The sequence below is a fragment of the Virgibacillus sp. DJP39 genome (assembly GCF_049310925.1).
GTDB lineage: Bacteria > Bacillota > Bacilli > Bacillales > Amphibacillaceae > Virgibacillus_F.
Map to the genome: position 1 here is coordinate 1 of NZ_JBMERP010000055.1, position 23,382 is coordinate 23,382.

Annotated in this window: 28 protein-coding genes; 19 read left to right on the forward strand and 9 right to left on the reverse strand. The window is 37.2% G+C overall.

Annotated features, from left to right (window positions below; genetic code table 11):
• On the forward strand, positions 1 to 374 hold a 374-nt coding region (locus tag ACOI1D_RS15195; RefSeq protein WP_422502278.1), incomplete at its 5' end, for a hypothetical protein.
• A 25-nt stretch (positions 375 to 399) separates the two neighbouring features.
• Positions 400 to 933: a GNAT family N-acetyltransferase gene (locus ACOI1D_RS15200; protein ID WP_422502279.1), complete on the forward strand. Its 534-nt coding sequence runs from the start codon at positions 400 to 402 to the stop codon at positions 931 to 933.
• Between the two features lie 9 nt (positions 934 to 942).
• On the opposite strand, the gene ACOI1D_RS15205 is transcribed toward ACOI1D_RS15200, so the two are convergent.
• Positions 943 to 1,530: a CBO0543 family protein gene (locus ACOI1D_RS15205; RefSeq protein ID WP_422502281.1), complete on the reverse strand. Its 588-nt coding sequence runs from the start codon at positions 1,528 to 1,530 to the stop codon at positions 943 to 945.
• Positions 1,531 to 1,891: 361 nt separating this feature from the next.
• On the opposite strand from ACOI1D_RS15205, the gene ACOI1D_RS15210 reads away from it, so the two are divergent.
• Positions 1,892 to 3,082, forward strand: a complete 1,191-nt coding sequence (locus tag ACOI1D_RS15210) for a DUF418 domain-containing protein (protein WP_422502282.1) — start codon at positions 1,892 to 1,894, stop codon at positions 3,080 to 3,082.
• A 123-nt stretch (positions 3,083 to 3,205) separates the two neighbouring features.
• Here ACOI1D_RS15210 and ACOI1D_RS15215 read toward each other — a convergent pair whose 3' ends face one another.
• The gene (locus tag ACOI1D_RS15215) at positions 3,206 to 4,402 is read right to left on the reverse strand and encodes an ornithine--oxo-acid transaminase (protein ID WP_422502283.1); all 1,197 of its coding nucleotides are present in this window, start codon (positions 4,400 to 4,402) and stop codon (positions 3,206 to 3,208) included.
• A 156-nt stretch (positions 4,403 to 4,558) separates the two neighbouring features.
• On the opposite strand from ACOI1D_RS15215, the gene ACOI1D_RS15220 reads away from it, so the two are divergent.
• On the forward strand, positions 4,559 to 4,924 hold the full coding sequence (locus tag ACOI1D_RS15220; protein WP_422502285.1) for a YisL family protein: 366 nt from the start codon (positions 4,559 to 4,561) through the stop codon (positions 4,922 to 4,924).
• 242 nt (positions 4,925 to 5,166) lie between these two features.
• Here the strand turns inward: ACOI1D_RS15220 and ACOI1D_RS15225 are convergent, their stop codons facing one another.
• Positions 5,167 to 6,132: an iron-hydroxamate ABC transporter substrate-binding protein gene (locus ACOI1D_RS15225; RefSeq protein ID WP_422502286.1), complete on the reverse strand. Its 966-nt coding sequence runs from the start codon at positions 6,130 to 6,132 to the stop codon at positions 5,167 to 5,169.
• 196 nt (positions 6,133 to 6,328) lie between these two features.
• On the opposite strand from ACOI1D_RS15225, the gene ACOI1D_RS15230 reads away from it, so the two are divergent.
• The 6 genes from ACOI1D_RS15230 (at position 6,329) to ACOI1D_RS15255 (ending at position 12,158) form a co-directional block, all read left to right on the forward strand.
• Entirely contained in the window at positions 6,329 to 7,342 is a 1,014-nt protein-coding gene (locus tag ACOI1D_RS15230; protein WP_422502288.1) for a FecCD family ABC transporter permease, read from the forward strand.
• The gene (locus tag ACOI1D_RS15235) at positions 7,342 to 8,364 is read left to right on the forward strand and encodes a FecCD family ABC transporter permease (protein ID WP_422502290.1); all 1,023 of its coding nucleotides are present in this window, start codon (positions 7,342 to 7,344) and stop codon (positions 8,362 to 8,364) included. Before ACOI1D_RS15230 ends, ACOI1D_RS15235 begins: the two co-directional genes overlap by 1 nt.
• A gap of 18 nt (positions 8,365 to 8,382) precedes the next feature.
• Entirely contained in the window at positions 8,383 to 9,390 is a 1,008-nt protein-coding gene (locus ACOI1D_RS15240; protein WP_422502292.1) for an NAD(P)/FAD-dependent oxidoreductase, read from the forward strand.
• A 121-nt stretch (positions 9,391 to 9,511) separates the two neighbouring features.
• Positions 9,512 to 11,005, forward strand: coding sequence for an alpha-amylase family glycosyl hydrolase (locus ACOI1D_RS15245; RefSeq protein WP_422502293.1), 1,494 nt, complete (start codon positions 9,512 to 9,514; stop codon positions 11,003 to 11,005).
• A gap of 231 nt (positions 11,006 to 11,236) precedes the next feature.
• On the forward strand, positions 11,237 to 11,374 hold the full coding sequence (locus ACOI1D_RS15250) for a hypothetical protein (protein WP_422502295.1): 138 nt from the start codon (positions 11,237 to 11,239) through the stop codon (positions 11,372 to 11,374).
• Between the two features lie 148 nt (positions 11,375 to 11,522).
• Positions 11,523 to 12,158: an FMN-dependent NADH-azoreductase gene (locus tag ACOI1D_RS15255; RefSeq protein ID WP_422502296.1), complete on the forward strand. Its 636-nt coding sequence runs from the start codon at positions 11,523 to 11,525 to the stop codon at positions 12,156 to 12,158.
• Between the two features lie 100 nt (positions 12,159 to 12,258).
• Here the strand turns inward: ACOI1D_RS15255 and ACOI1D_RS15260 are convergent, their stop codons facing one another.
• Positions 12,259 to 13,113, reverse strand: coding sequence for an SDR family oxidoreductase (locus ACOI1D_RS15260; protein ID WP_422502298.1), 855 nt, complete (start codon positions 13,111 to 13,113; stop codon positions 12,259 to 12,261).
• 172 nt (positions 13,114 to 13,285) lie between these two features.
• Positions 13,286 to 14,146 carry a DegV family protein gene (locus tag ACOI1D_RS15265; protein ID WP_422502299.1) on the reverse strand — a complete coding sequence of 287 codons (861 nt, stop codon included), beginning with the start codon at positions 14,144 to 14,146 and terminating at the stop codon, positions 13,286 to 13,288.
• A 124-nt stretch (positions 14,147 to 14,270) separates the two neighbouring features.
• Here ACOI1D_RS15265 and ACOI1D_RS15270 point away from each other — a divergent pair, with 124 nt between their 5' ends.
• On the forward strand, positions 14,271 to 15,116 hold the full coding sequence (locus ACOI1D_RS15270) for a YitT family protein (RefSeq protein WP_422502301.1): 846 nt from the start codon (positions 14,271 to 14,273) through the stop codon (positions 15,114 to 15,116).
• A gap of 319 nt (positions 15,117 to 15,435) precedes the next feature.
• On the opposite strand, the gene ACOI1D_RS15275 is transcribed toward ACOI1D_RS15270, so the two are convergent.
• The 4 genes from ACOI1D_RS15275 to ACOI1D_RS15290 form a co-directional block, all read right to left on the reverse strand.
• On the reverse strand, positions 15,436 to 15,699 hold the full coding sequence (locus ACOI1D_RS15275) for a NifU N-terminal domain-containing protein (protein WP_422502303.1): 264 nt from the start codon (positions 15,697 to 15,699) through the stop codon (positions 15,436 to 15,438).
• Positions 15,700 to 15,866: 167 nt separating this feature from the next.
• Complete coding sequence (locus tag ACOI1D_RS15280) at positions 15,867 to 16,073, reverse strand: DUF3813 family protein (RefSeq protein WP_422502305.1); 207 nt, start codon at positions 16,071 to 16,073, stop codon at positions 15,867 to 15,869.
• A complete protein-coding gene (locus tag ACOI1D_RS15285; RefSeq protein WP_422502306.1) occupies positions 16,074 to 16,223 on the reverse strand; it encodes a hypothetical protein in 150 nt (49 codons plus the stop codon). It abuts the gene before it with no gap.
• 107 nt (positions 16,224 to 16,330) lie between these two features.
• Positions 16,331 to 17,164 carry a Cof-type HAD-IIB family hydrolase gene (locus ACOI1D_RS15290; protein WP_422502308.1) on the reverse strand — a complete coding sequence of 278 codons (834 nt, stop codon included), beginning with the start codon at positions 17,162 to 17,164 and terminating at the stop codon, positions 16,331 to 16,333.
• A 297-nt stretch (positions 17,165 to 17,461) separates the two neighbouring features.
• Here ACOI1D_RS15290 and tnpB point away from each other — a divergent pair, with 297 nt between their 5' ends.
• From tnpB to ACOI1D_RS15330, 8 genes are all read left to right on the forward strand, one after another.
• Entirely contained in the window at positions 17,462 to 18,529 is a 1,068-nt protein-coding gene (tnpB, locus tag ACOI1D_RS15295; RefSeq protein WP_422502322.1) for an IS200/IS605 family element RNA-guided endonuclease TnpB, read from the forward strand.
• Positions 18,530 to 18,717: 188 nt separating this feature from the next.
• The gene (gene yjfP, locus ACOI1D_RS15300; protein WP_422502309.1) at positions 18,718 to 19,479 is read left to right on the forward strand and encodes an esterase; all 762 of its coding nucleotides are present in this window, start codon (positions 18,718 to 18,720) and stop codon (positions 19,477 to 19,479) included.
• Between the two features lie 67 nt (positions 19,480 to 19,546).
• Positions 19,547 to 19,858 (forward strand): metal-sulfur cluster assembly factor, encoded by a 312-nt coding sequence (locus ACOI1D_RS15305; protein ID WP_422502311.1) that lies wholly within the window; start codon positions 19,547 to 19,549, stop codon positions 19,856 to 19,858.
• Between the two features lie 111 nt (positions 19,859 to 19,969).
• Complete coding sequence (mobB, locus tag ACOI1D_RS15310) at positions 19,970 to 20,467, forward strand: molybdopterin-guanine dinucleotide biosynthesis protein B (RefSeq protein ID WP_422502313.1); 498 nt, start codon at positions 19,970 to 19,972, stop codon at positions 20,465 to 20,467.
• Between the two features lie 10 nt (positions 20,468 to 20,477).
• Complete coding sequence (locus ACOI1D_RS15315; RefSeq protein WP_422502314.1) at positions 20,478 to 20,954, forward strand: molybdenum cofactor biosynthesis protein MoaE; 477 nt, start codon at positions 20,478 to 20,480, stop codon at positions 20,952 to 20,954.
• Positions 20,947 to 21,180 (forward strand): molybdopterin converting factor subunit 1, encoded by a 234-nt coding sequence (moaD, locus tag ACOI1D_RS15320; protein WP_422502316.1) that lies wholly within the window; start codon positions 20,947 to 20,949, stop codon positions 21,178 to 21,180. Before ACOI1D_RS15315 ends, moaD begins: the two co-directional genes overlap by 8 nt.
• Positions 21,181 to 21,355: 175 nt before the next feature.
• On the forward strand, positions 21,356 to 22,201 hold the full coding sequence (locus tag ACOI1D_RS15325) for a VanW family protein (RefSeq protein ID WP_422502318.1): 846 nt from the start codon (positions 21,356 to 21,358) through the stop codon (positions 22,199 to 22,201).
• A 768-nt stretch (positions 22,202 to 22,969) separates the two neighbouring features.
• The gene (locus tag ACOI1D_RS15330) at positions 22,970 to 23,365 is read left to right on the forward strand and encodes an NUDIX hydrolase (RefSeq protein ID WP_422502320.1); all 396 of its coding nucleotides are present in this window, start codon (positions 22,970 to 22,972) and stop codon (positions 23,363 to 23,365) included.
• Positions 23,366 to 23,382 lie beyond the last annotated feature (17 nt).

Genomic DNA, 23,382 nt, shown 5'->3' on the forward strand with positions numbered 1-23,382 from the left:
ATAATAAGATGCTATATGTAGGTTACTTACATCAAAACTGGCTAGGAATATGGAATCTTGAAGACCGATTTGGGAATAAGGGACCAATTGGGGATATAACTTTTAATCCTAATCCAGAAGAGCAAAACGGTGTTGTTTGGGGCGTCTCTGGAATTTCCAGAGGGAGTAATATGGAATACAGTTACGTTTATGGTATGATAGTTAATTCTCAGGTTGAGGAAATAAAATTAACAGTAGATGATGAAATTAATGATATTCCTATGTTTAAATCTAATGGGAAACGATTCTTTTTTCTCAAAAGAGAAGGAGATAGTCTTCCGTTTAATCTGAGGGCATTATCTGAAAGTGGAAAAGTAATTGAGACAGAGAGTTAACGAGGCAAAAAAAGGAGAATACAAAATGATTGAATTAAAGCGTTTTGGACGTTCGGATTTTAAGCAACTTATCAATTGGATTGATTCACCTGATTTTCTGCTCCAGTGGGGTGGCCCGGGATTTAATTATCCATTCGACGAACCCCAGTTGGAAGAATACATGAAAAATACAAATAATAATAGCCCGGATATTCTGGTGTATAAAGTAGTTGATAAAGAGACGAAAGATGTCCTTGGCCATATTTCTTTAGGTAAAATTGACAGAAGTAATAGATCAGCACGTATTGGAAGAGTTCTGGTTGGTGACAAAAATGCACGTGGACAAGGGATTGGCTATCTTATGGTGAGAGAGATATTAATAGTTGCATTTGAAGAATTAAATATGCATAGAGTTAGTCTTGGCGTTTTTGATTTCAATGCTCCTGCAATTTCTGCTTATGAAAAAGCCGGATTTGTAAAAGAGGGTCTACTTAGAGATGCAAGAAAAAATGGGGATGAGTACTGGAGTTTATGGGAAATGAGTATTTTGGAGAATGAATGGTTTAAAACTATCGGATAGGAAGGAAAGTCATTTAAGACTCTCCTTTACATTATCTTTCTTACTTAAATAAGTGAAAATTTTAGTTATGACAATTGCCAATGCCAAGATAAGCAGGTAATTCAAAAAAAGATAAAAATAATTCATCCCATTATTCAGCTGCAATATATCTATGTAAACTAAGAAAGGTTTTAAACCAAAAGAGAAAGCTGCACTTAAAATAACCCCATAAAGAATCACATTCTTATTATGATTTAAGCACCACTGATACAAAAGCATAAAAGACACGGGGACAAGTGAAGCATCTAGCGCAAAATTAACTGGCATGACAGGCATAGCCTGGTAAGGGTATACAACATGTCCAGTTCGCATTGCAATAGCATCAGAATAGGTAAACCAGGTATGTATATTAAAGCCATAAAACCCTATGTGAAATACTTTTGTTTTATCAATCGCGAAATATACAATAATTAGAGGAATAATTAACATCGATACAATAGCCCAGAAATGCCAATTTTCCCATGTTGAAAAATTCTTCCAATATTCCACCCACATTGAGACTACATGATCCTGTTTCTTTATAATCAAATCTAATCGGTTACTCTGCTCATTTGTCATAAATTAACCACCTTCACAAACTTAGGACATTACTTCATCTATTATTCGTTGGATAATATGATTTATACTATTTTCAAGCCATCTTAAGAAGTATATTGAAGTGAAAGTCAAAGGATTGAATAATAACAAAGAAAGCACCGGTAGTATAACCAGGAAAGCGGTTAATTTTTTAGCAGGTAAGAAAGCATAAATTCTTTCTTACTGCATAAGTGCAACTAAGTCACTCGCCATTAAGGCTTGGCGAATGCCAAGTTTTCTAAAGGTTTTCTAATCTTACATATTTTAATCGAATAAGAGGAAGTTGTATAATAGGTATAGAATAGTACAAGTACATGCTTTTTACGAGGGGAGCAATATAAACATGAATCTAGACCCAATTAGTGAGAAAAAGCGTCTTTTGTGGATAGATGCTGCTAGGGGATTTGCTATCTTTGGAATTTTTATGGTTAATATCGGTGCTTTCTCCGCACCTTATTTTATGCATGGTGGAGAAGCGGAAGCATGGCCTGGGTCCGTCAGTCACTTTATACAAGGGATAATAGATATGTTTTTCCAGGCAAGTTTTTATACGTTATTTTCTTTATTGTTTGGTTTCGGGTTTCAAATCATGATTGATCGACTGGTGGAGAAAGGTGGCGCTGTTTATTCCATCTTATTCCGGAGAATGCTTATTTTAATAGGTTTTGGTTTAGTACATGCATTTTTGATTTGGTATGGTGATATTCTACTCTCTTATGGAATTATTGGTCTATTTCTTTTATTGTTTGTAAAAGTTAAAAACAGAACACTAATGATTTGGGCTTTCCTGTTAATGGGGTCAAGTGTCACCTATTATTCAACGTATTTATATGAGTACCGCCAATACCTTGGCTTTATTGGTCATGAGGAAATTAACCAGGCAATTGTGAATTACCAAAGCAGTAGCGTGCCTAAAATATGGGCACAAAACTATGCTGACTGGGTGTATGCCAATGGAGACATTGCTTACATTTTCTTAACGAGTACTTTATTGCCACTATTTTTAGTAGGTATGTTAATCGCAAGAAAAAGATGGCTTCACGACCTGGAACAATTTAAGGGAGTTTTAAAGTGGGGTTGGGCCGTTAGTTTGCTGTTTTTCCTTGTATTAAAATTAGGACCTTATGCGTATGGTAACCCTGTTTGGTTTTCTTATATTCAGGATAATTTAGGTGGTTCCGCATCGGCTTTATTTTATATCTTCTCTATTGGATTGTTAGCAAGGTTTGATTTTGGAATGAAACTTATTAAGCCTTTTGTACACGTTGGGAGAATGTCCCTTACGAATTATATTTCCCAATCTATTATAATGTTTATCTTATTTTATGGCATTGGTTTCTCGATGTATGGAACAATTAGCCCACTAGAGGGTGTCTTTATTGTTATTCTTGTATATACACTGCAGGTGTTTGCAAGTAAATGGTGGTTTAATTATTATCAATTTGGTCCTTTGGAATGGATTTGGAGAGGACTAACCTATAATCAGAGACAGACCTTCAAGAAACATAAAGAAACTAGAGACGAGTCCCGATAATATGAGCTGGTCTAACTCTCATATATAACAAATCTAGTTTGTATGAATACAAATTGAAAAAAAAAGCAAAAAAGGGAACTACCTGATTTGAAATCAGGTAGTTCCCTTTTGCTGTTATAGCTATTATCCCTTTAATACTTCAGTTATATGATTGATTGCCCAATCTAAGTCATCTTTTTTAATGACAAGTGGAGGAGCAAAACGGATTACATTTTCATGTGTTTCCTTACAGAGCAATCCTCTTTCTTTTAATTTCTCACAATAAGGACGTGCTGCTTCGGTTAGTTCAACACCAACGAATAATCCTTTACCACGAACTTCTTTAATAAGAGAGTTGTCTATCTTTCTTAACTCAGCCATCATGTAATTACCTAGTTCCAGTGAACGATCAGCTAGCTGTTCTTCTTCGATAACTTCAAGCGAAGCTACTGAAACGGCACAAGCAAGTGGATTACCACCAAATGTTGATCCGTGTGATCCAGGATTGAATACACCTAGAATATCTTTGTTAGCAACGATACATGAAATTGGGAATACGCCACCGCCAAGTGCTTTTCCTAAAATAAGAATGTCTGGTGTAACATTTTCCCAGTCACATGCAAACATCTTTCCACTTCTGCCTAACCCTGCCTGGATCTCATCTGCAATGTACAACACGTTATTCTCTTTACATACATCAAGAGCTTCTTTTAAAAATCCTTCAGGCGGGATATTGATTCCAGCCTCACCCTGGATAGGTTCGAACAAGAAACCAGCAGTGTTTTCATTAATCGCAGCTTTTAGTGCTTCAACGTCACCATAAGGGATTAATTTAATTCCTGGGAGCAATGGACCGAATCCACGTTGATTTTCAGGTTCTGAGGATAAAGAAACAGCTGCCATTGTTCTACCATGAAAATTGTCTTCACAAGCAATGATTTCTGCTTTATTTTCCGCAACACCTTTGACATCATAAGCCCAACGTCTAGCGGTTTTAATAGCTGTTTCAACAGCCTCTGCACCTGTGTTCATTGGCAACACAGCTTCTTTATTCGTTAGTTTACAAATTTTCTCATACCATGGACCAAGCTGGTCATTATGGAATGCGCGAGATGTCAAGGTTACAGCATCCGCCTGTTTCTTTAATGCTTCAATAATTTTTGGATGACGATGTCCCTGGTTAACAGCAGAATAAGCACTTAACATATCCATGTAGCGGTTACCTTCAGGATCCTCTACCCATACACCCTCAGCTTTGGAAATTACAACTGGAAGGGGATGATAATTTTTCGCACCATATTCCTGTGTTTGATCAATAATTTGTTGACTAGTTAGTGACATATTATCCCTCCAAAGTATAAAAATACAATACATTTATAAGTATAACAGTTTTTTCAAACAATTACCCCATGATAGGGTTCAATAATATTTCACATGAATTTACTGATTTTACATGATATGATAGAACTTAAAGTAAAATTGAAAGGAATGAAATAGATGAGCACACACTTACACATAACAGCATGGGCACTTGCATTCATCCTGTTTATCGTTGTTGTACTATTAAACAAATCAGGAAAAGCAAAAGGTGCGAAAATCGTACATATGATTCTAAGACTAGATTACTTATTAATTTTGTACTCTGGTGGAACATTGCTAGCTGAATACTTCGGTGGTAGTCCAATGATGGGCGAAGCGATATTCAAAGGATTGGCTGGAATTTGGGCAATTTTTGCAATGGAAATGGTAGGAGTTAAAATGGCAAGACACGAGGCAACGAAAAGCTGGTGGATTCAACTAGTAATCGCCGTAGTAATAACATTAGTACTAGGTTTCGGACGTTTGACTGGTGGACTTGCATAAAAAAAGAGAGACCGTGTATCTTAGGATGCGCGGTCTTTCTATTATTTTTAAACGTTTTCTTTGATAGAGAATCATCCGTCAGGCAGGTGAAATCAGCCGTCTTTTGGAAATATCACCAAAAAATCCAAGAAATTCACCATATTAACAGAAAATCAAAGAAACTGCCAGCCCTGTTAAGAAAACCGACCAACAAGAAACAAAGGACCCGAACAAGTATATACCTTGTTCGGGTCCTTCCTTATTTATTCAGCTAATGTTTTAAGCAATGCATCAATCGTTTTTTCAGAAGCGATTAATCCTTTGTTTGTCCAGAAACTCGGATCGTTCATTACGTATACCTGATCCTTTTCAGCAGCTGGAATGCTTTGCCACACATCACTATTTTTTAAAGTTTCAAGACCCTGCTCTCCTTCAAGACCTAAAAGAAATACATGGTCAGCTTTTAATTCTGAAAGTTTTTCCATTGATATTGGGTTCCATTGAGCTTGAGCTTCACCTAAACTTTCTACAAGTGGTGGAACTGTAATGCCTAATTCTGAGTAAACAACTGCAGCACTGTGACGGTCTTTCTCGAATAAAAAGTATTGACCTCCTACAACCCAAATGATTGCAACAGATTCTTCACCAAGGGACTTTGTTAATTTTTCTTTTGCAGCTGAAGCTTTTTCCTCGTAGGCTGATAGAACTTCTTCTGCTTTATCTTCTTTTCCAAGCATTTTGCCGAATACTTTAACTTGTTTGCGCCAGTTATTGCTGACTTCTTCTGGCATTACATAGGTAGTGGCAATTTTACTGTAGTCTTCATATGTGCCTTCGTAGCTTGCAAGGTCACTGCCTAGTATAAGAAGTTCCGGATTATGTTCTAACACTTGTTCCTGTGGAAGATTCCACTCAATTCGTGGTAAATCCTTTAGCTGTGGTTCTAAATAGCCCTGTACTGTTTTACCAATTGACCACTTTGCCACCGGCTTTACACCGAGTGCTAAAAGCGCGTCTTCATGGAACGGAGCAAGAACTCTCTCTACATCGGCAGGGATAGTGACTTCTCCTTTTTTACCTTCTACTGTTACTTCCGAACCTTGTTTTTTATCATTAGTTGATTCTGATGATGATGTGTCATCGTTGTCATTGCCACAAGCAGAGATCACTAGTAGTAGGCATGCAAGTGAAAATGTCAGAATCACTTGTTTCTTTGTAAAAAATCGCATATGTAATTCTCCTTTTAAAGTATTATACTGGTAATGATAATCATTTTCATTTAAAATGTCAATGTGTGAAATATGACAAATATATGGATTGTCAATGTATTGCAGAGAAAGAGAATAACGTCTATACTTTCATTTAAAGAAATTATAATTCAACTATAAAGTAGAACGATTAATAATGTCTAGTCAGGGGATCAACATGATTGCTGCAATTACTCATTCACGTTTAGCAAAAACGATAATAAATATAGTAGCTGGCATTGCGTTGATTTTTTCAATTGGTGTTTCTGTCTCTTACGGAGCAGTGGACATTACATTATCAACAGTATGGCAGGCAATTTTTGATTTTAATCCAAGTTTAACCAGTCATCAGGTAATTCAAGAGCTTCGATTGCCTCGTGCGATAGGAGCAGCTTTAGTCGGTGCATTTCTAGCGGTATCCGGAGCAATTATGCAAGGAATGACACGTAATCCTTTAGCATCACCATCTATTATGGGTGTTACTCATGGTGCTGCCTTTGCACTTGTTATTTTGTTAGCCTTTTTCCCAAGTATATCTAATTTGGGTTTAACACTAGCTTCATTTGCCGGTGCAGGTATCGCAGTTATCCTAGTGTTTATGGTTGGTACATATTCAGCAGGTGGTCTGACTCCTGTTAAATTGGCTTTAGCTGGTGTTGCGATTGGAACATTACTAAGTTCTGTCTCATCAATCATTTCACTGCATTTTCAGTTGGAAAAACAAATGGGCTTTTGGTTTGCTGGTGGTTTAGCCGGTACAAGCTGGACTTCCGTTCAAATACTGTTAATCTCAGGAAGCATTGGATTAGTATTGGCATTGGCAATAGCACGGTCGATAACGATTCTTAGCCTAGGTGATGACATAGCTGTAGGCCTTGGACAAAACAATGTTGTAATTAAGATAGCAGGTATAACAGCAGTATTGGTTTTAACAGGCGCAGCTGTATCCATTGCAGGTACGGTTGGATTTATTGGTCTTATCATTCCACATATCACGCGTTTTATTATGGGTACAGATTACCGTTGGATAATTCCTTCGTCCGCAGTATTTGGTGCACTTCTGTTAGTGCTTGCAGATGTAGTGGCGAGATTAGTTAACGCCCCATTTGAAACACCTGTAGGAGCTATTACATCCTTAATCGGTGTTCCTTTCTTCCTGTATTTAGCTCGTGGAAGTGGGGGTAGTAAATAATGAAAGCAAAACAAGGGTTTAATAAAAAAAACTTCATTGCGATTATCATTGGATTAATTGCATTAATCATCGCTATGTTCTTTGTAAGTCTGAGCACAGGAGTTATTCACCTCTCCCCATTAGAAGTAATTAACACATTGATTGGCCAAGGGACAGATAAACAAGAACTGATACTATTCGACTTTAGATTACCAGGTATCGTATTAGCTTTATTAATTGGTGCGGGTTTGGCAGTGTCGGGTGCCATCCTGCAAGGGGTTACGCAAAATGATTTGGCTGATCCAGGAATTTTAGGAATTAATACTGGTGCGGGTCTAGCAGTTGTATTGTTTATTTTTTTCTTCCAGGATACACTTTCCATGTCCAGTACCCTCTCGGCGTTTATTATGCCGTTATTCGCGTTAGTGGGTGCTATTTTTGCTGCGTTTCTGATTTACTTTCTGGCGTGGAAGGATGGCGTTAATCCTATCCGGTTAATCCTGGTTGGAATTGGTGTAAATGCTGGATTTAGTGCAGCGTTGATTATCTTCCAATTAAAAATGGATCCACAGGATTTTAGACAGGCAACCGTTTGGCTGGCAGGGGATATATGGAGCGCGAATTGGAGTTTTGTGTGGGCACTTCTGCCATGGATTCTAATCCTAATTCCATTTGCTATACACAAAGCAAATAGCTTAAATGTACTTAATTTGGGTGATGATATTGCGGCGGGGCTAGGGACAAGTGTGGAGACCGAGCGCCGTCTGTTACTACTCGTAGCGGTGGCACTAGCTGGTGCTTGTGTTGCTGCTGGTGGTGGAATTGCTTTCTTAGGACTGGTTGTTCCGCATATTGCCAGGAGAATTGTTGGCCCAACACACCAACGGATTATACCAATCTCAACATTGGTTGGTGCACTTTTACTGATGGTGTCAGATACAATAGGGAAAACTATTTTATCACCTACAGAGATTCCTGTTGGTATTGTAGTTGCAATTTTAAGCACACCGTATTTCATCTATTTGTTGATGAAAACAAAGTAGAAAAAAGGACGGGATAACATGGAGAAAGATGCAGAACTATTTGACGTTACCATTATTGGTGGCGGCCCTGTAGGATTATTTTCTGCTTTTTACAGTGGTATGCGAGAAATGAAAACGAAAATAATTGAGTTCCTCCCTTACTTAGGTGGTAAAGTTTCTTATTTCTATCCGGATAAAGTCATTCGTGATATAGGGGGAATCCATACTATAACCGGTACAAAATTAACTGAACAACTTGTTGAACAAGGGAAGACATTTGATCCTACCATTACTCTGGAAACACAGGTTAAAGGGTTGGAACGACTTCAAAATGGAAACTTTGTTCTTACTGATCATAGAGGGCATCAACATTATACGAAAACAATTGTGATAGCTACAGGATTTGGAACATTAAAGTCAGTAGAGTTAGATTTACCTAACGCTGAACAGTATAAAAAGAGTAATTTACATTATTACGTTCAGGATTTAACAAAATTTCATGGTAAACACGTTGTTGTATCAGGAGGGGGGAACTCTGCCATTGATTGGGCTAATGAGCTTGAACCAATCGCAAAAAGTGTAACAATTCTATACCGCAAGGAAGATTTCGTGGGTCATGAGAGCAATATTACTAAAATGAAAAATTCCACAGTCAGGATTAAAACGCCTTACGTAATTAATCAAATACATGGAAAAGAAAAACGCATTACCTCTATCACAGTTAAAAATACAGAATCAGGTGAAGATCAAACAATTGAGCTTGATGAGTTAATAGTGAATCATGGATTTGAAATAGACCTTGGGCCGATTGCCGATTGGGGTATGGCAATGAGTGATAATACAATTAAAGTAAATGGGGACATGCAGACGACCATCCCTGGCATATATGCAGTGGGGGATATTGCAAACTTCCCAACAAAACTTCCGCTAATTGCTGGCGGTTTTAATGAAGGTCCAATTGCAATTAATGGTGCAAAAAAACATATTACCCAGGACAAAGAATTGGAAAAACTATATTCGACACATATGGATACATTTGATAAGTAATTTGCTCAAATGCATTTATCGTATTTATGAATCTTTTCCAACAATCTTTCCATCTCCATTGACTATTTGGTCAAAAACGTAATAATTAACAGTGTAAATAAATAGCTGGAGGACGTCTTATATGAAAAAAGCACTTTTATCTTCTTTTCTAATCCTGCTTCTAGTAATGGGTGCAATACCAGCCCATGCAGCTGAGGACGTGAAGCCTGTAAAAGAAGAGATTATATATTCAATCGTACTGGATCGTTTTAGTAACGGAGATCAATCATTAGATGAACAATTAGATTTAGAAGACCCAGCTACCTATCATGGAGGAGACTTCCAGGGAGTGATAGATAAATTAGATGCAATTAAATCACGAGGTTTTACAACTATATCCCTGTCCCCGGTAATGGCAAATGGTCCAAGAGGATTTCATGGCTACTGGATAGAAGACTTTTTTAAAGTAGAAGAACAGTTTGGCAACTTAGATGATTTGAAAAGACTTGTTAAAGAAGCTCATGATCGTGATATTAAGGTTGTGTTTGAATTTGTGACAAATTATGTTGGCACTAGTCATCCTATGTTGGATGATCCTGCTAAAACTAATTGGGTAGAACAGACGACGGGCACTGATTCACTTTGGTTAGAAGAAGCGGTTGAACTGAATCAGGAAAATCCAGAAGTAAAAGATATGCTGTTTGAAGCAGCTACTTACTGGCTAAAGGAAGTAAATATTGATGGCTATAAGCTCCATGCCATTGAGCAGTCTTCTCCATCCTTTTTAAAAGATTTCGTTGACCATATTAAGTCAGTAAAATCTGATGCGTACGTCCTTGGTGGTGTTTTAGAAGATAACAAGTTAAGCGATGAATACCTTGATATAGGGATACCAGTAATTGAATACACACCAGTTCAGGAATCTATAGTAAATGTATTTACGAATGTAGGTACCCCTGTAAAGAATATTTATGAAACATGGCAGGCAACTGGAGAACGTGAGGGGCTTTTATATGTAGATAACGCGTATACAGACCGTTTCACTCGGAAAATTGTGGAGGGCAATCTGAATCCACAAACTACGTGGAAGCTAGCACTAGCTTATCTTTATACAGCCCCAGGTGTCCCATTAGTCTTTCAAGGATCTGAAATTCCTATGGATGGTAATACAACAGAAGAAGTTTTGAGAATGGTTCAGTTTAATAGTGGTGATGCCATAGTTAAAGATTTCATGGAAAAAATCTCAGCGATTCGGACACAATTTCCAGTATTCTCATACGGTGATTTTAAGCTAGTTGATACAAATGGTGCGCTAAGTGTATTTAGTCGTACCTACAAAGATGAGACCGTATATATGGCTTTCAATAATGGCAAGGAAACAAAATCTGTTTCAGTTAAAGATGTACCAGAAGGCATGCAATTAAGCGGATTACTGGGAGATTACATTGTCCGCGAAAATACGCAGGAAGAATATAAAATAACAATGGATCGAGAAACAGTAGAAGTTTTCATTTTAGAAGAAAATAAAGGATTAAATTGGTTGTTCATTAGCATGGTAGTCGGTATTTTTGCAGTATTTGTAATTAGTATAATGATCCTAAGCTATAAACAACGAAAAAGAGAAAGAAAAAATTAGAACCTGGGTTGTTTTAGCAGTAAGGCAAGCTTTACTTTCCTTACTGCTGAGGCAGTCTTTTATCAAGGGATGTAGAAATGTCTATCAAATTGCTTATTTGATAGACATTTTTTTAATTGAATAGGAAAAAGCGATAGGGCAAACCTAATTACAAATGTTGGTAAGAAACTATTCACGTATAAAATGAATGCGTTTTCATGTATAATATAAGATAAGGGAGGTGCAAACTAAATGGAACAGAAACCTATGCACTATGATGGAACCGGATCAATTAAAAAAGATGATGAACAGGCGTCTGACCGAAAGCAATTTGAAATCACACCTGAAATGAGAAAAAATATTAGTGGAAATCCTTATAAAATTAAATAGTTCAACTTTGAAGGATTTGTCAAAATAGGACAGGTTCTTTTTTTTGAAATTAAATCATTATTAGTATATGATTGGAAATCTCGTGTATTGTTTTTAGTTTTTTATATAAACTAAGATACTAAATTTAAGACGGAAAGGCGAATTGATTATGTCACAAGTATTGTACATTACAGCACATCCACATGATGAAAACTTTTCATATAGCATGGCTGCAGCGAAAGCATTTATTGACACCTATAAGCATGAAAATAAAGAGGATGAGGTAGTTCACATTGATCTTTACAAAGAAAATATTCCCTATATTGATGCGGATGTTTTTCAAGGCTGGGGTAAATTACAGTCCGGTAAGGGGTTTGAAGAGCTAAGTAACGAGGAACAAGTAAAAGTTGGGCGTCTATCTGAATTAAGTGAACAGTTTATAAAGGCAGATAAATATGTATTTGTTACGCCTTTGTGGAATTTCTCTTTCCCACCGATAATGAAAGCTTATATCGATTCTGTTGCAGTAGCAGGAAAAGCATTTAAATATACCGAAGACGGTCCAGTAGGGCTTTTAACTGACAAAAAGGCAATCCATATTCAAGCTCGTGGAGGAATTTATTCTGAAGGTCCAGCTGCTGAAATGGAAATGGGACATCGCTACTTAAACATAATTATGAATTTCTTTGGTGTTCCTTCATTTGAAGGTTTGTTTATTGAAGGACATGCGGCAAAGCCAGATAAAGCGGAAGAAATTAAACAAAAAGGAATTGCTCGTGCAAAAGATTTAGCGCATACGTTTTAAAACAAAGAAGATGAGTCAGCAATTGCTGGCCCTTCTTCTATTTATTAGGTTGTTTTCTAAATAGATGGAAAATTCTATAAACTGCGAAGTAATTTACTGGTTATCCATTTACAATTATACCGCCGTTGACATGAATCGTTTGACCGGTTATATAACTAGCATCATCACTAGCCAGGTAGACGTATGCTGGAGCAAGTTCAGCTGGTTGACCAGGCCGCTTCATTGGTGTATTTCCACCAAAAGATCCTACTTTAGCCTCGCCAAAAGTAGAAGGGATAAGGGGTGTCCAAATTGGACCTGGAGCAACAGCATTAACTCGTATTCCTTTATCCACTAATGATTGGGATAAGGAGCGGGTGAATCCTGTAATAGCGCCTTTAGTTGCTGAATAGTCAACTAAGTCAGTACTACCCTGATAGGCTGTAATAGATGATGTGTTGATTATAGAACTTCCTTCCTTTAAATAAGGCAATACGGATTTAGTCATAAGAAAGGATCCAAAAACATTGGTACGGAAGGTCTTTTCAAGTTGTTTTGATGTAATATCCATAAAATCTACCTGTGGATGCTGCTCTGCTGCATTATTAATCAATATATCAACCTTGTTAAAACGCTCAATTGTTTTTTCAGTAGCCGTTTTGCAAAATGCTTGATTACCTATGTCACCGCTTAGAAGTAAACAGTTTCTACCTTCATTTTCAACGAGTCGTTTTGTTTCCTTAGCATCATCGTGCTCATCGAGGTAGATGATTGCAACATCTGCACCTTCCTTGGCAAAGTGGACACTGATAGCACGGCCAATTCCACTGTCTCCGCCAGAAACTAATGCTACTTTTCCTTCAAGTTTATTTGCTGCCTTATAATTTTCACTAATGTATTTGGGTTCGGGAACCATGTCTGATTCTATCCCTGGTTGTCGCTTTTGGTGTTGTTCAGGTGGTGTTTGTTTATTCATAACGATTCTCCTTTGCAAAATGATTGTTTATATTGTTTTACCCCGAAACGAGCTATTCAATCATTTTTGTTTCAGATTCAGGAAAATCTATTGTTTAAATCATCTTTCGAAAATACAAATATAAAGAGAAGACGAAAAAAGGCTTGATCATCATGTGATCCAGCCCCTCCATTTATTTCGGCTCATCATTTAAAAAGAAAAGTGCAAGTGTTCCAGGACCCGCATGCGCACCAATTGATGACCCAACCATTTCGATTTGGACATCTTTTGGGTTAAACTGCTCCTTTATTAATTGTGCAAGTTTGTTGGCAGTTTCCAAGTCATCGCCATGGCTTATCCCAACAATCTGGTTGGAAAGGTCTTTTCCACGTTCTCCCATAATTTCAAGAATTCGATTCAAAAGTTTTTTAGAGCCTCTGATTTTTTCTAAAGGAATTAAATTACCACCTTCTACATGCAATATTGGTTTAATTTTTAACAAAGTACCAACAAAAGCAGCAGTTTTACTAACTCGTCCACCACGATATAAGTATTCAAGGTCATCTACCGTAAAAATATGTTCCATATGTGTTGCGAGGTATGTAGCTGTCTCTAGAATTTCTTCGATAGATGCACCATCTTGTGCTAACTGTGCAGCTCGAAGCACAATTAATCCAATCCCAAGTGAAGCGCATTTTGTATCAACGATGTGAATTGGTGCGTCAGGATATTCATCTTTCACCTCTTGTTGTACAAGCTTAGCAGCCTGGAAGGTACCGGATAACTCAGATGAAAGCCCTATGTATACTAACGGTTGATTTTTTTCTGCGTAAAATGTAAAAACTGTTTTGAAAGCTTGTTGAGAAACCTGTGAAGTTTTTGGAGCTTTGCCATTTCGCATGGCGTTATAGACAGTTTTCGCAGATATTGATATACCGTCTTCATATTCTTTTTCATCTAACTGAACCGTTAACGGTACCATTTCAATACCAAATTCGTTATAATGAGATTTCGACAAGTCACATCCAGAATCGGCAAGTATTTTAACATTCATTTTGTCCACCCTCATTCCCATTTTCTTTTATTTATAGTTTAAGGCCAGAGTGGTGGATAGTCAAAGGTATTGACGAAATATTTCTGAAATAACCGATGTACTAACACTGTCATAGGAGGTAACTATGTTTTTATTTGAAGCAAAACGTATACTAATTGTTATATTTGGATCATTGCTGAACGCTATGTCACTGAATTTCTTTCTAATTGGAGCAAATGTATACGCAAGCGGGTTTACAGGTGCAGCCCAGCTTATTTCGAGTGTATTTAATGATTTCCTCGGGATTGGGCTGAATACCGGTGTGCTATTATTTATTCTCAATATTCCGGTTGCAATTTTAGGCTGGTTTAAGGTCGGAAAAGGATTTACAGTTTATAGCATTATTTCGGTTATATTTACTTCTTCATTTCTTACTCTAATACCAGTTATTGAATTGTCCCAGGATATCATATTAAATGCCGTTTTCGGTGGTGTTATCGGTGGTATTGGTGTTGGAATGACACTCAAGCTTGGTGCATCAACTGGTGGTATGGATATCGTAGCAATGGTGTTATCCCGAATGAAGGATAAACCAATCGGAACTTATTTTTTATTGTTAAACTCAGTAATCATTGCCTTAGCAGGTGTTTTATATCAAGCAGAAAATGCTCTTTACACAATGCTTGCTTTGTATGTTACAACACGCGTAATTGATGCAATTCATACACGTCATGAAAAAATTACTGCTATGATTATTACGCATAAAGCTGATGAATTACAACGTGCAATTCATAATAAAATGGTACGTGGAATCACCATAATTCCAGCTAAAGGTGCTTACTCGAAAGAAGATAAAAATATGATGTACCTTGTTATTACAAGATACGAACTGTATGATTTGGAACGAATTATAGGTGAAATAGATCCAAATGCCTTTACAAATATTGTCCAAACAACAGGTATATTCGGTTTCTTCCGGAAAGATCACTAAAAACCGGTACGGCTGGTTTGGCTTTCCAAACGAAATCGAGCACTGCCAAGCGAAAGTCGAGCACCAATCAAGGGAAAACGCGCACTGAACGTCGTTATCGAGCACCACACAAGAAGTTGAGCACTTGATGCTCGATATACTCAAAGTACGCTCGATTTCACTTAATTATCAAGTAACCTGTTATTAATAGTGAAGCCTTAGTTACACTTATGCAGAAAGAAAGTCTTTTTCTGTCAAAAAAAGCATCTTCCTTTTACGGGAAGATGCCTTTTTAAAATAAAAAAGACAGCAATCTATGCCGTCTCACTATGTACCAAATTTAATAACCTTTTTTTTCTATTACTTCCTGAACAATTGGGGATAGGTTGTCCCATTCTGCGTCAAACTGTTTATTTACTGTAATGAAATTTTGATAACCAAATACATTATCAACACCATCAAGATTCATTAATTCGTTTAAAATTTCATGTTCGCTTGTATCACCAGGCATCACAGATATACTGCTGTTTCCTTCAAATATTAGCTTATCTGAAGTAAATTTTAACGCGTTTGGATTTGGTGTGGCTTCTGGTCTAACTGCCATAAATAATCCCTCCTAAAATCATGCTTACATGTATATAATAGCATAAAAACCTCCACCATGAAAAGGTGGAGGTGTGTACGTTTGCATTAATTTCCTGAAATAATATAAGCAATTAATAAGAAATCGTATACAACCGTTTCCTGCGGGTTGGATTTAAACCTTGGTGATTAGCTAAGTTGGTTCTTTGTCTTAAGCTGCTGCTCTAATTGTTGCAACTGTTGTTTTTCCTCAGGAGTACAATCAGCGTATGCAGCTTGAACAGCATTGTGCGCTGCTTGCTTTTCTTGTTCATTGTTACCTGCGTTACCATTACCTTGCATGTTAGTTAAGCGTGAGACGGCTTGTCGAGCTTGCTGAAAAAGATTATTTTCCATCTAAAACCCTCCTACTGTGTGGTTGTCAGCTTCTTCACGTTTTCGTTCTGCATCACTAAATCGTGACTTGTAAGGAAACCGCTCGGCATGTTGTTTTACTGAAGTAGCACCTTGATTAGTAAAGCGTTTTGATTTGCTTCGTTTGCTCAAAGTAAACCCTCCCAACAAAACTAAAAAGCAGTGAACGCTTGGTGATGCGCTCACTTATAGTATAGGCAGATTATCGTTTTATATAGATGGAAAATAACAGAAAATAATTAACTTGTTTTAGTATTTATTTTTAAATATTCTTCAAGAAAAATACCAATTCCGTCTTCTTCATTTGATTTTGCAATATGTTTTGCAACACTTTTTAACTCATCAATCGCATTTCCCATGGCAACTCCTACACCTGCATAATCAATCATTTCCAAATCATTATCTTCATCACCAAATGCTATAATCCGCTCCTTTGGTATATCAAAATAATGGGATACTTTTTGTAGGCCAACCGCCTTGTTCATTCCTTTTTTTACAATTTCAATGATGTTCCAGGGAGCGCCCCATTTGCGGTGCTCAATTAGTTCAGCATGGAAATCAGTTAAATGATCCCGAATTTCTTTTATATTTTCTTCCTTAGGGTGAATTAGCAATGATGTTGGATCCTCTTTTAATTCGTTTTTTAAACTGCCAATAACAAATGGTGGATCGTTTTGTGTTGTTTGAAAAATATCGATAATTTTTTCATTGTACTGATCGAGATAAACCTCATCCTTCACTTCAGCTAAGATATTATGAACATTCAAGTCATAACAAGCATCAATAATTGCATGTGCTGTTCGAACAGACATAGGGCTATGTAATGCATCCCATTTGTGATCTGTTGGATGGTGGATTAGTGCTCCATTAAAATTAACCATAGGCGTATCGAGACCCAGGCTGTGGTAATAATTAATACTTGCACGATGTGGTCTTCCTGTTGCAATGACAACGATATGACCAGCTTGCATAGCTTGGAGAATCGTTTGCTTTGTCCGCTCACTTATTTCTTTTTTGTCTGTTAATAGCGTTCCGTCTAGGTCCAATGCTATTAAATGTCTTTTATTTTCCATAAGCTTCACCTCATATTACATTAGTTTATCATTCCAGGCGAGAAAACTCCATCCTCAAGGAATGAGTAGGGTGGAGATGAATCGACTTCGGACAGGGGATAGCTTTAGCTATCTCAATTGTCCGACTAATTAGGCACTAGCCCAAAAGTCTAAAGCGTTTTCAGAGCTCAACTTATCATCATTACCGAACGAATGTTTGCATATTTTTAAGCCGTCTTATAAAGAGGAGGGGAGGTGACCGTTTTGCTTGGCCATAGGGCTTATAAATTCAGAATCTATCCTAACTAGAATCAAGCTATCCTGATAAATAAAACCATAGGATGTTCTCGTTTTGTGTTCAATCATTTTTTGGTAGAATGGAATGCAACGTATAGGAAAACGGGAAAAGGTTTGACCTACAACATTTGTTCTTCTCAATTACCACAACTAAAGAAAGAATTGGATTGGCTAAAAGAAGTGGATAGCATCGCTATTCAGTCCTCAGTTAAAAACCTTGCCAATTCTTATTCCAGGTTCTTCAAAAGACAAACGAATGCTCCACGTTTTAAGTCTAAAAACAACAAGGTGCAATCCTACACAACTAAGTACACGAACGATAATATTGCAATTGTTGGTAACAAAATGAAACTGCCTAAACTTGGACTTGTGAAATTTGCTAAAAGTCGAGAAGTCGAAGGTCGCATTTTAAACGCTACTATTAGGCGTAATGCAAGTGGTAAATACTTTGTATCCATTCTTGTTGAAACAGAAATACACAAATTACCTAAAACAAACATGTCTGTTGGCATCGATGTTGGACTGAAAGAATTTGCCGTTCTTTCCAACGGAACAAAATACGCAAATCCAAATTTTTTTCGAGCAGTAGAAAAGAAATTGGGTAAAGCACAGGCGTCACTTGCAAGACGAAAGAAAGGTTCTTCCAACTGGAATAAACAACGAATTAAAATTGCACGACTTCACGAAAATATAACCAATATAAGAAAAGATTACTTGCATAAAATCTCTTACAATATTGTTAAAAACCACGACATAATCGGTATCGAGGATCTGCAGGTATCCAATCTATTGAAAAATCATAAGTTAGCAAAGGCAATTAGCGAGGTAAGCTGGTCACAATTTCGAACAATGCTAGAATACAAAGCAAAGGGTTATGGGAAACAAGTTATAGTTGTCGCTAAAAATTTCCCTTCTAGCCAACTTTGTTCCTGTTGTGGCTATCAAAACAAAGCCGTTAAGAATTTCGCACTACGTGAGTGGGATTGCCCTTCTTGTGGTACACATCACGACAGGGATCTTAACGCAAGTATAAATATTAAAAATGAAGCAATAAAACTTCTAACCGTAGGTCCTACGGGGTTAGCCTAATTAAAACCGACTGTTAGGTTGGTGTTCTTAGGAATCTCCCACTTCAAACAGACCGCAAGGTCGTTAAGTGGCGAGAGGGTTCAAAAGTGAAATCCTTTTATGTAAAGCATTATATAGTGTGATGCTTGCAAATGACACTATTTCAGGATTAAGATAAAATAAATACATATATAAGGGGAATTCAGACAATGATTGGGGTAAGTAACAGAAAATTCAACAATATACCAGCGTTAGTAATAGTGGAAGCAGGAAAAGAAACAGAACCCATGCCAGTAGTTTTATACCATCATGGCTTCACGAGTGCTAAAGAACATAATTTACCATTGGCATACTTGTTAGCTGAAAAAGGATTCCGTGTTGTATTGCCCGATAGTGAATATCACGGAGAGCGCGAAAGGGAAATATCTGCAGTTAAAAAGCAAATTTCATTTTGGGATATCGTGATGCAAAACGTTCATGAAACAAAGGAAATATACAACATATTACAAGACGAGAAATTATTAGCTGATGACCGCTTTGGAATAGCTGGAACAAGCATGGGGGGAATAACCACAGCTGCAACTTTAACGCAATACCCATGGATTAAGGCAGCTGCAGTTCTTATGGGTTCGCCAAAGATAACAACATACGCTAAAACACTAGTTACAAGCTTTAAACGAATGGGAGATCTTCCAGTTACAGATGAAATGATTACTTATTTATTTGAATCACTTAATCAATATGACTTGTCTAAACATATGGAGAAGTTAAACAACCGACCACTGCTTTTTTGGCATGGCGAAACTGACTCAGTTGTTCCATTTGACCATTCCTATACATTCTACGAAAAAGCTCGCGAACTATATGACAATAAGGAAAACATCCAATTCTTAAATCAGCAAAATCAAGGTCATAAAGTAAGCAGATATGCTATAATAGAGACAGTTAAATGGTTTAGCCAAAAGTTGTAGCGTTTTTGTTTAAAAAAACGGTAACATATGTTTAAATAATAGTAGTATTAATTAGGAGGGTTTTGTCATGGAAGAGGCATTAAAAGACAATATGATTGGCGCACTTGAGAACGTAATTGACCCTGAACTTGGGATTGACATTGTTAATCTTGGGCTAATATATGGTGTAGACATGGACGATAATGGTGTCTGTACTGTTGAAATGACACTAACATCGATGGGATGCCCACTTGCAGCTCATATTGAACAGGATATAAGACATGCATTGGCTGACATTCCAGAGGTTAAAGAAATAAAAGTTGACATTGTATGGAATCCACCTTGGGGTAAAGATAAAATGTCACGGTATGCTAAAATTGCATTGGGAATTCCAGATTGATCATTATATTTGGTGTTAAATAAAAGCACGAGTAAAATAAGAGGGTTGGATTCAGTAAAGTGAATCTGACCTTTTTCTATATAGGTAAGTGATAAGGTGATGAAAAGTGCTATGGTAGATATAGTTCAAATAGTAGGCTATAAAAATTCAGGCAAAACAACGCTCATGAAAAAGTTAATAGAGCATTTTACGAAAAACGGAATTAAAGTTGGCAGTTTGAAGCACCATGGTCATGGGGGAGAAATTAATCCACCTAAAAGAACAGACAGCACATCGCATTTTGAGGCAGGTTCTCTTATAAGTGGTGTTCAAGGTGAATCCACTACACAACTTACATTTCATAATCTTACATTTGGCAGCCTAATTCAAATGTACACACTGCTTCCAATTGACCTATTATTAATAGAGGGATTTAAACAAGCAACGTACCCGAAAATTGTTCTGGTGAGAAGTGCTGATGATTTAGGACTTTTGCATGAGCTTTCCAATATAATTGCTGTAGGAATACAGGATGATTCTATAGAAATAAATTTATCTGTTCCTGTTTTTGAGCTTTCCAAGGTCGACGTACAGATTAATCAACTGGTTGCATACATAAAAAACAATTGAAGGTGTTAAAGTGAAGGAAAAACAATTCTGGATTACCGATAAACCAATAGACATCAATGAGTGTGTTGAAAAAGTAACACGTGCTGAGGCAGGAGCCATTAATACGTTCATTGGTACGGTGCGTGAATTTACAAAAGGAAAAAAAACATTGTATTTAGAATATCAGGCATATGCTTCTATGGCAGAGAAAAAATTAGTTCAAATCGGGGAAGAAATAGCAGCAAAGTGGGAAAATACAGAAACAGCAATTGTCCACCGCACGGGCAGGTTGGACATATCCGAAATTGCGGTAGTGATCGCTGTTTCTACCCCACACCGAAATGATGCCTTTGATGCAAGCCGATACGCAATTGAACGCATAAAAGAAATAGTGCCAATTTGGAAAAAGGAACACTGGGAAGATGGAACACTTTGGATGGGTGATCAAAAAGAAAAGAATTCATATGAAGAAAAGCTGCCGACAGAGGAGGACATGCGTAATGATTGATGTACTTTTTTTTGCCGAACTACAAGAGAAAGTCGGAGAAGGAAAAGTCACGATTAAAGCCGACGGTATCACTTTGGCAGATTTGAAAACTAAATTGTTAGCTGCGTATCAATTGGAAAATCTGGACAATGTAATGATTGCCATAAATGAAGAGTATGCGCAGGACGAGACAGTGATAAAAACAGGGGACGTTGTTGCTTTGATTCCACCAGTTAGTGGAGGGTAAAAGCTTCATTGTTATTACAAAAATATTAAAAATGACCATAAAATTTGCTCGCATAAATTTTGTGGTCATTTTTTATTTTATTTAACTCTACATTTTTACATTTTATAATTCACAATAGTCTGATGACTTGTGTTAAAATTAACTCAGATATTTATATTTTAAGGAGAGGTTCTTGATGGAGTGGGACTGGCATCAATCTCAAAAACTAAAGCCTTTGAATAGAAGTAATTTGAGAATATATTTCGGTACACAATATTATCGTCTTAAAAGAACAATGCAGTGGTACACAGACAACAAAAAATATGCGGCAACAATTGATGATAAACCTTTTGCTTATCAGATTAAAGAGCATAAAACAATTTTGCGTAGACAGCTTAAAGATGTCGATATGTGGTATCAGGAAAACAAAATCATTAACTTAAGAATTGCTGTTAAGAAGTTAAATGGACTCATTCTCAAGCCAGGGGAAACATTTTCTTACTGGAAACTCCTTGGCCGTACCTCTAAACGAAAGGGTTACACGGATGGGATGGTACTACACTATGGTTCATTTAAACCAGGGCTTGGTGGGGGATTATGTCAGCTATCAAACCTTATATATTGGATTACATTACATACGCCTTTATCCGTAACGGAACGCCACCGCCACAGCTATGATGTCTTTCCCGATTCAAAACGCACCCAGCCTTTTGGAAGTGGAGCAACTTGCGCCTACAACTACTTGGATCTGCAGATTTTAAATAACACAAAGAATACTTTTCAGCTTTGCTTATATGTGAAAGATAAATATTTGGTGGGCGAATGGCGTGCAGTGAATCCGGAAATCATGACCTATGAAGTATATGAAAAGAACCACAAAATTACACATGAACACTGGGGTAAATATGTACGGCATAACGTAATTAACCGTAAAGTTTATAACGGACAGAAAGAGCTTGTTGATGATGAATACATTACTGAAAACCATGCACTTATGATGTATAACCCTCTTCTTGAGTACCAGAATGAAGATGCTAATTGAATGGGATTGTATGTTGAAATTTCACTGCCTAGTAAATAAATTTATGATAAGAAGGGAGGTTTCTTTATAATGGAAAAATAGTGCTGCTTACACTTATTCCACTTGTTTTGTTGTACATGGCATTTATAATAACAGACCCTGGTTTTGGTGTTGGATTATAAACTACACAGGCACGGTATTGATAGTTGATTAGAGGGGGATTGAAAAAGCCTTTTTTCATAGGTTTTTGTTACTTTATTACTTTTTTAACCTTCGCAGTTGATACAAACTGCGACGTAACTAAAATCATGTTCGATGTCCTGCAATCGCTGCGGAAAAATCACTACGCGCACCTTAGGGCTTGCGCTGAGCCTCCTCGATCGCAAAGGCCGCTCAATGCGGGGTCTCAACACTTCGCTTTCCCGCAGGAGTCTTCGTGTTTTTCCTCCGCTAAAACAATGTTTAAATAGTACTGTATGCCTCACTTACTATAACGATAGTTGATTGGAGCGGGGACCGTTGACTCCTGCGGGAACAGCGCGAGTCTGAAGACCCCGCAGAGCGATTTTCTCGAGGAGGCTGAGGCCGTGCCCGCGGAAAGCAACGGTCCGCAGCGGAAAACAACTCAGCGCTTAAATCGCATTTCATAACTTTTATGTCAAAAAAACAATCTCTATTAATACAGATGTTTACTTTCTATCTGGCTGCTTCCATCCAATAATTTTAATTCAGAGTATTATTTAAGTAATGGAAAACATTGTACAATCTTTATGAACAGGGGGGGAATATTTGAGAGATAGGGGCTCGGTTGTGCTTGTAGAAAATAAAAGGATCGCGCTGATTAAAAGAATTAGAAACGGCTCTATTTACTATGTTTTCCCAGGTGGGGGCATAGAAGAAGATGAAACACCAGAAGAAGGTGCAAAAAGAGAAGCATTGGAAGAATTGGGAGTAGAAGTCAAGGTAAATGAGTGTGTTGCTACGGTATCATTCAACGGTACACAATATTTTTTTCTCTCCGAAATAATTGCAGGAGCTTTTGGTACTGGAAAAGGGGAAGAATACACGAATTTAGAAACAGACAGAGGTTCATATCTGCCGGTGTGGATAGATATCGACAAATTATCATCAATTAACATAAAACCAACTGAAGTAGCATTAAAAGTTCAATCCTTATTCAGATAGAAAGCTAATAACTAAAT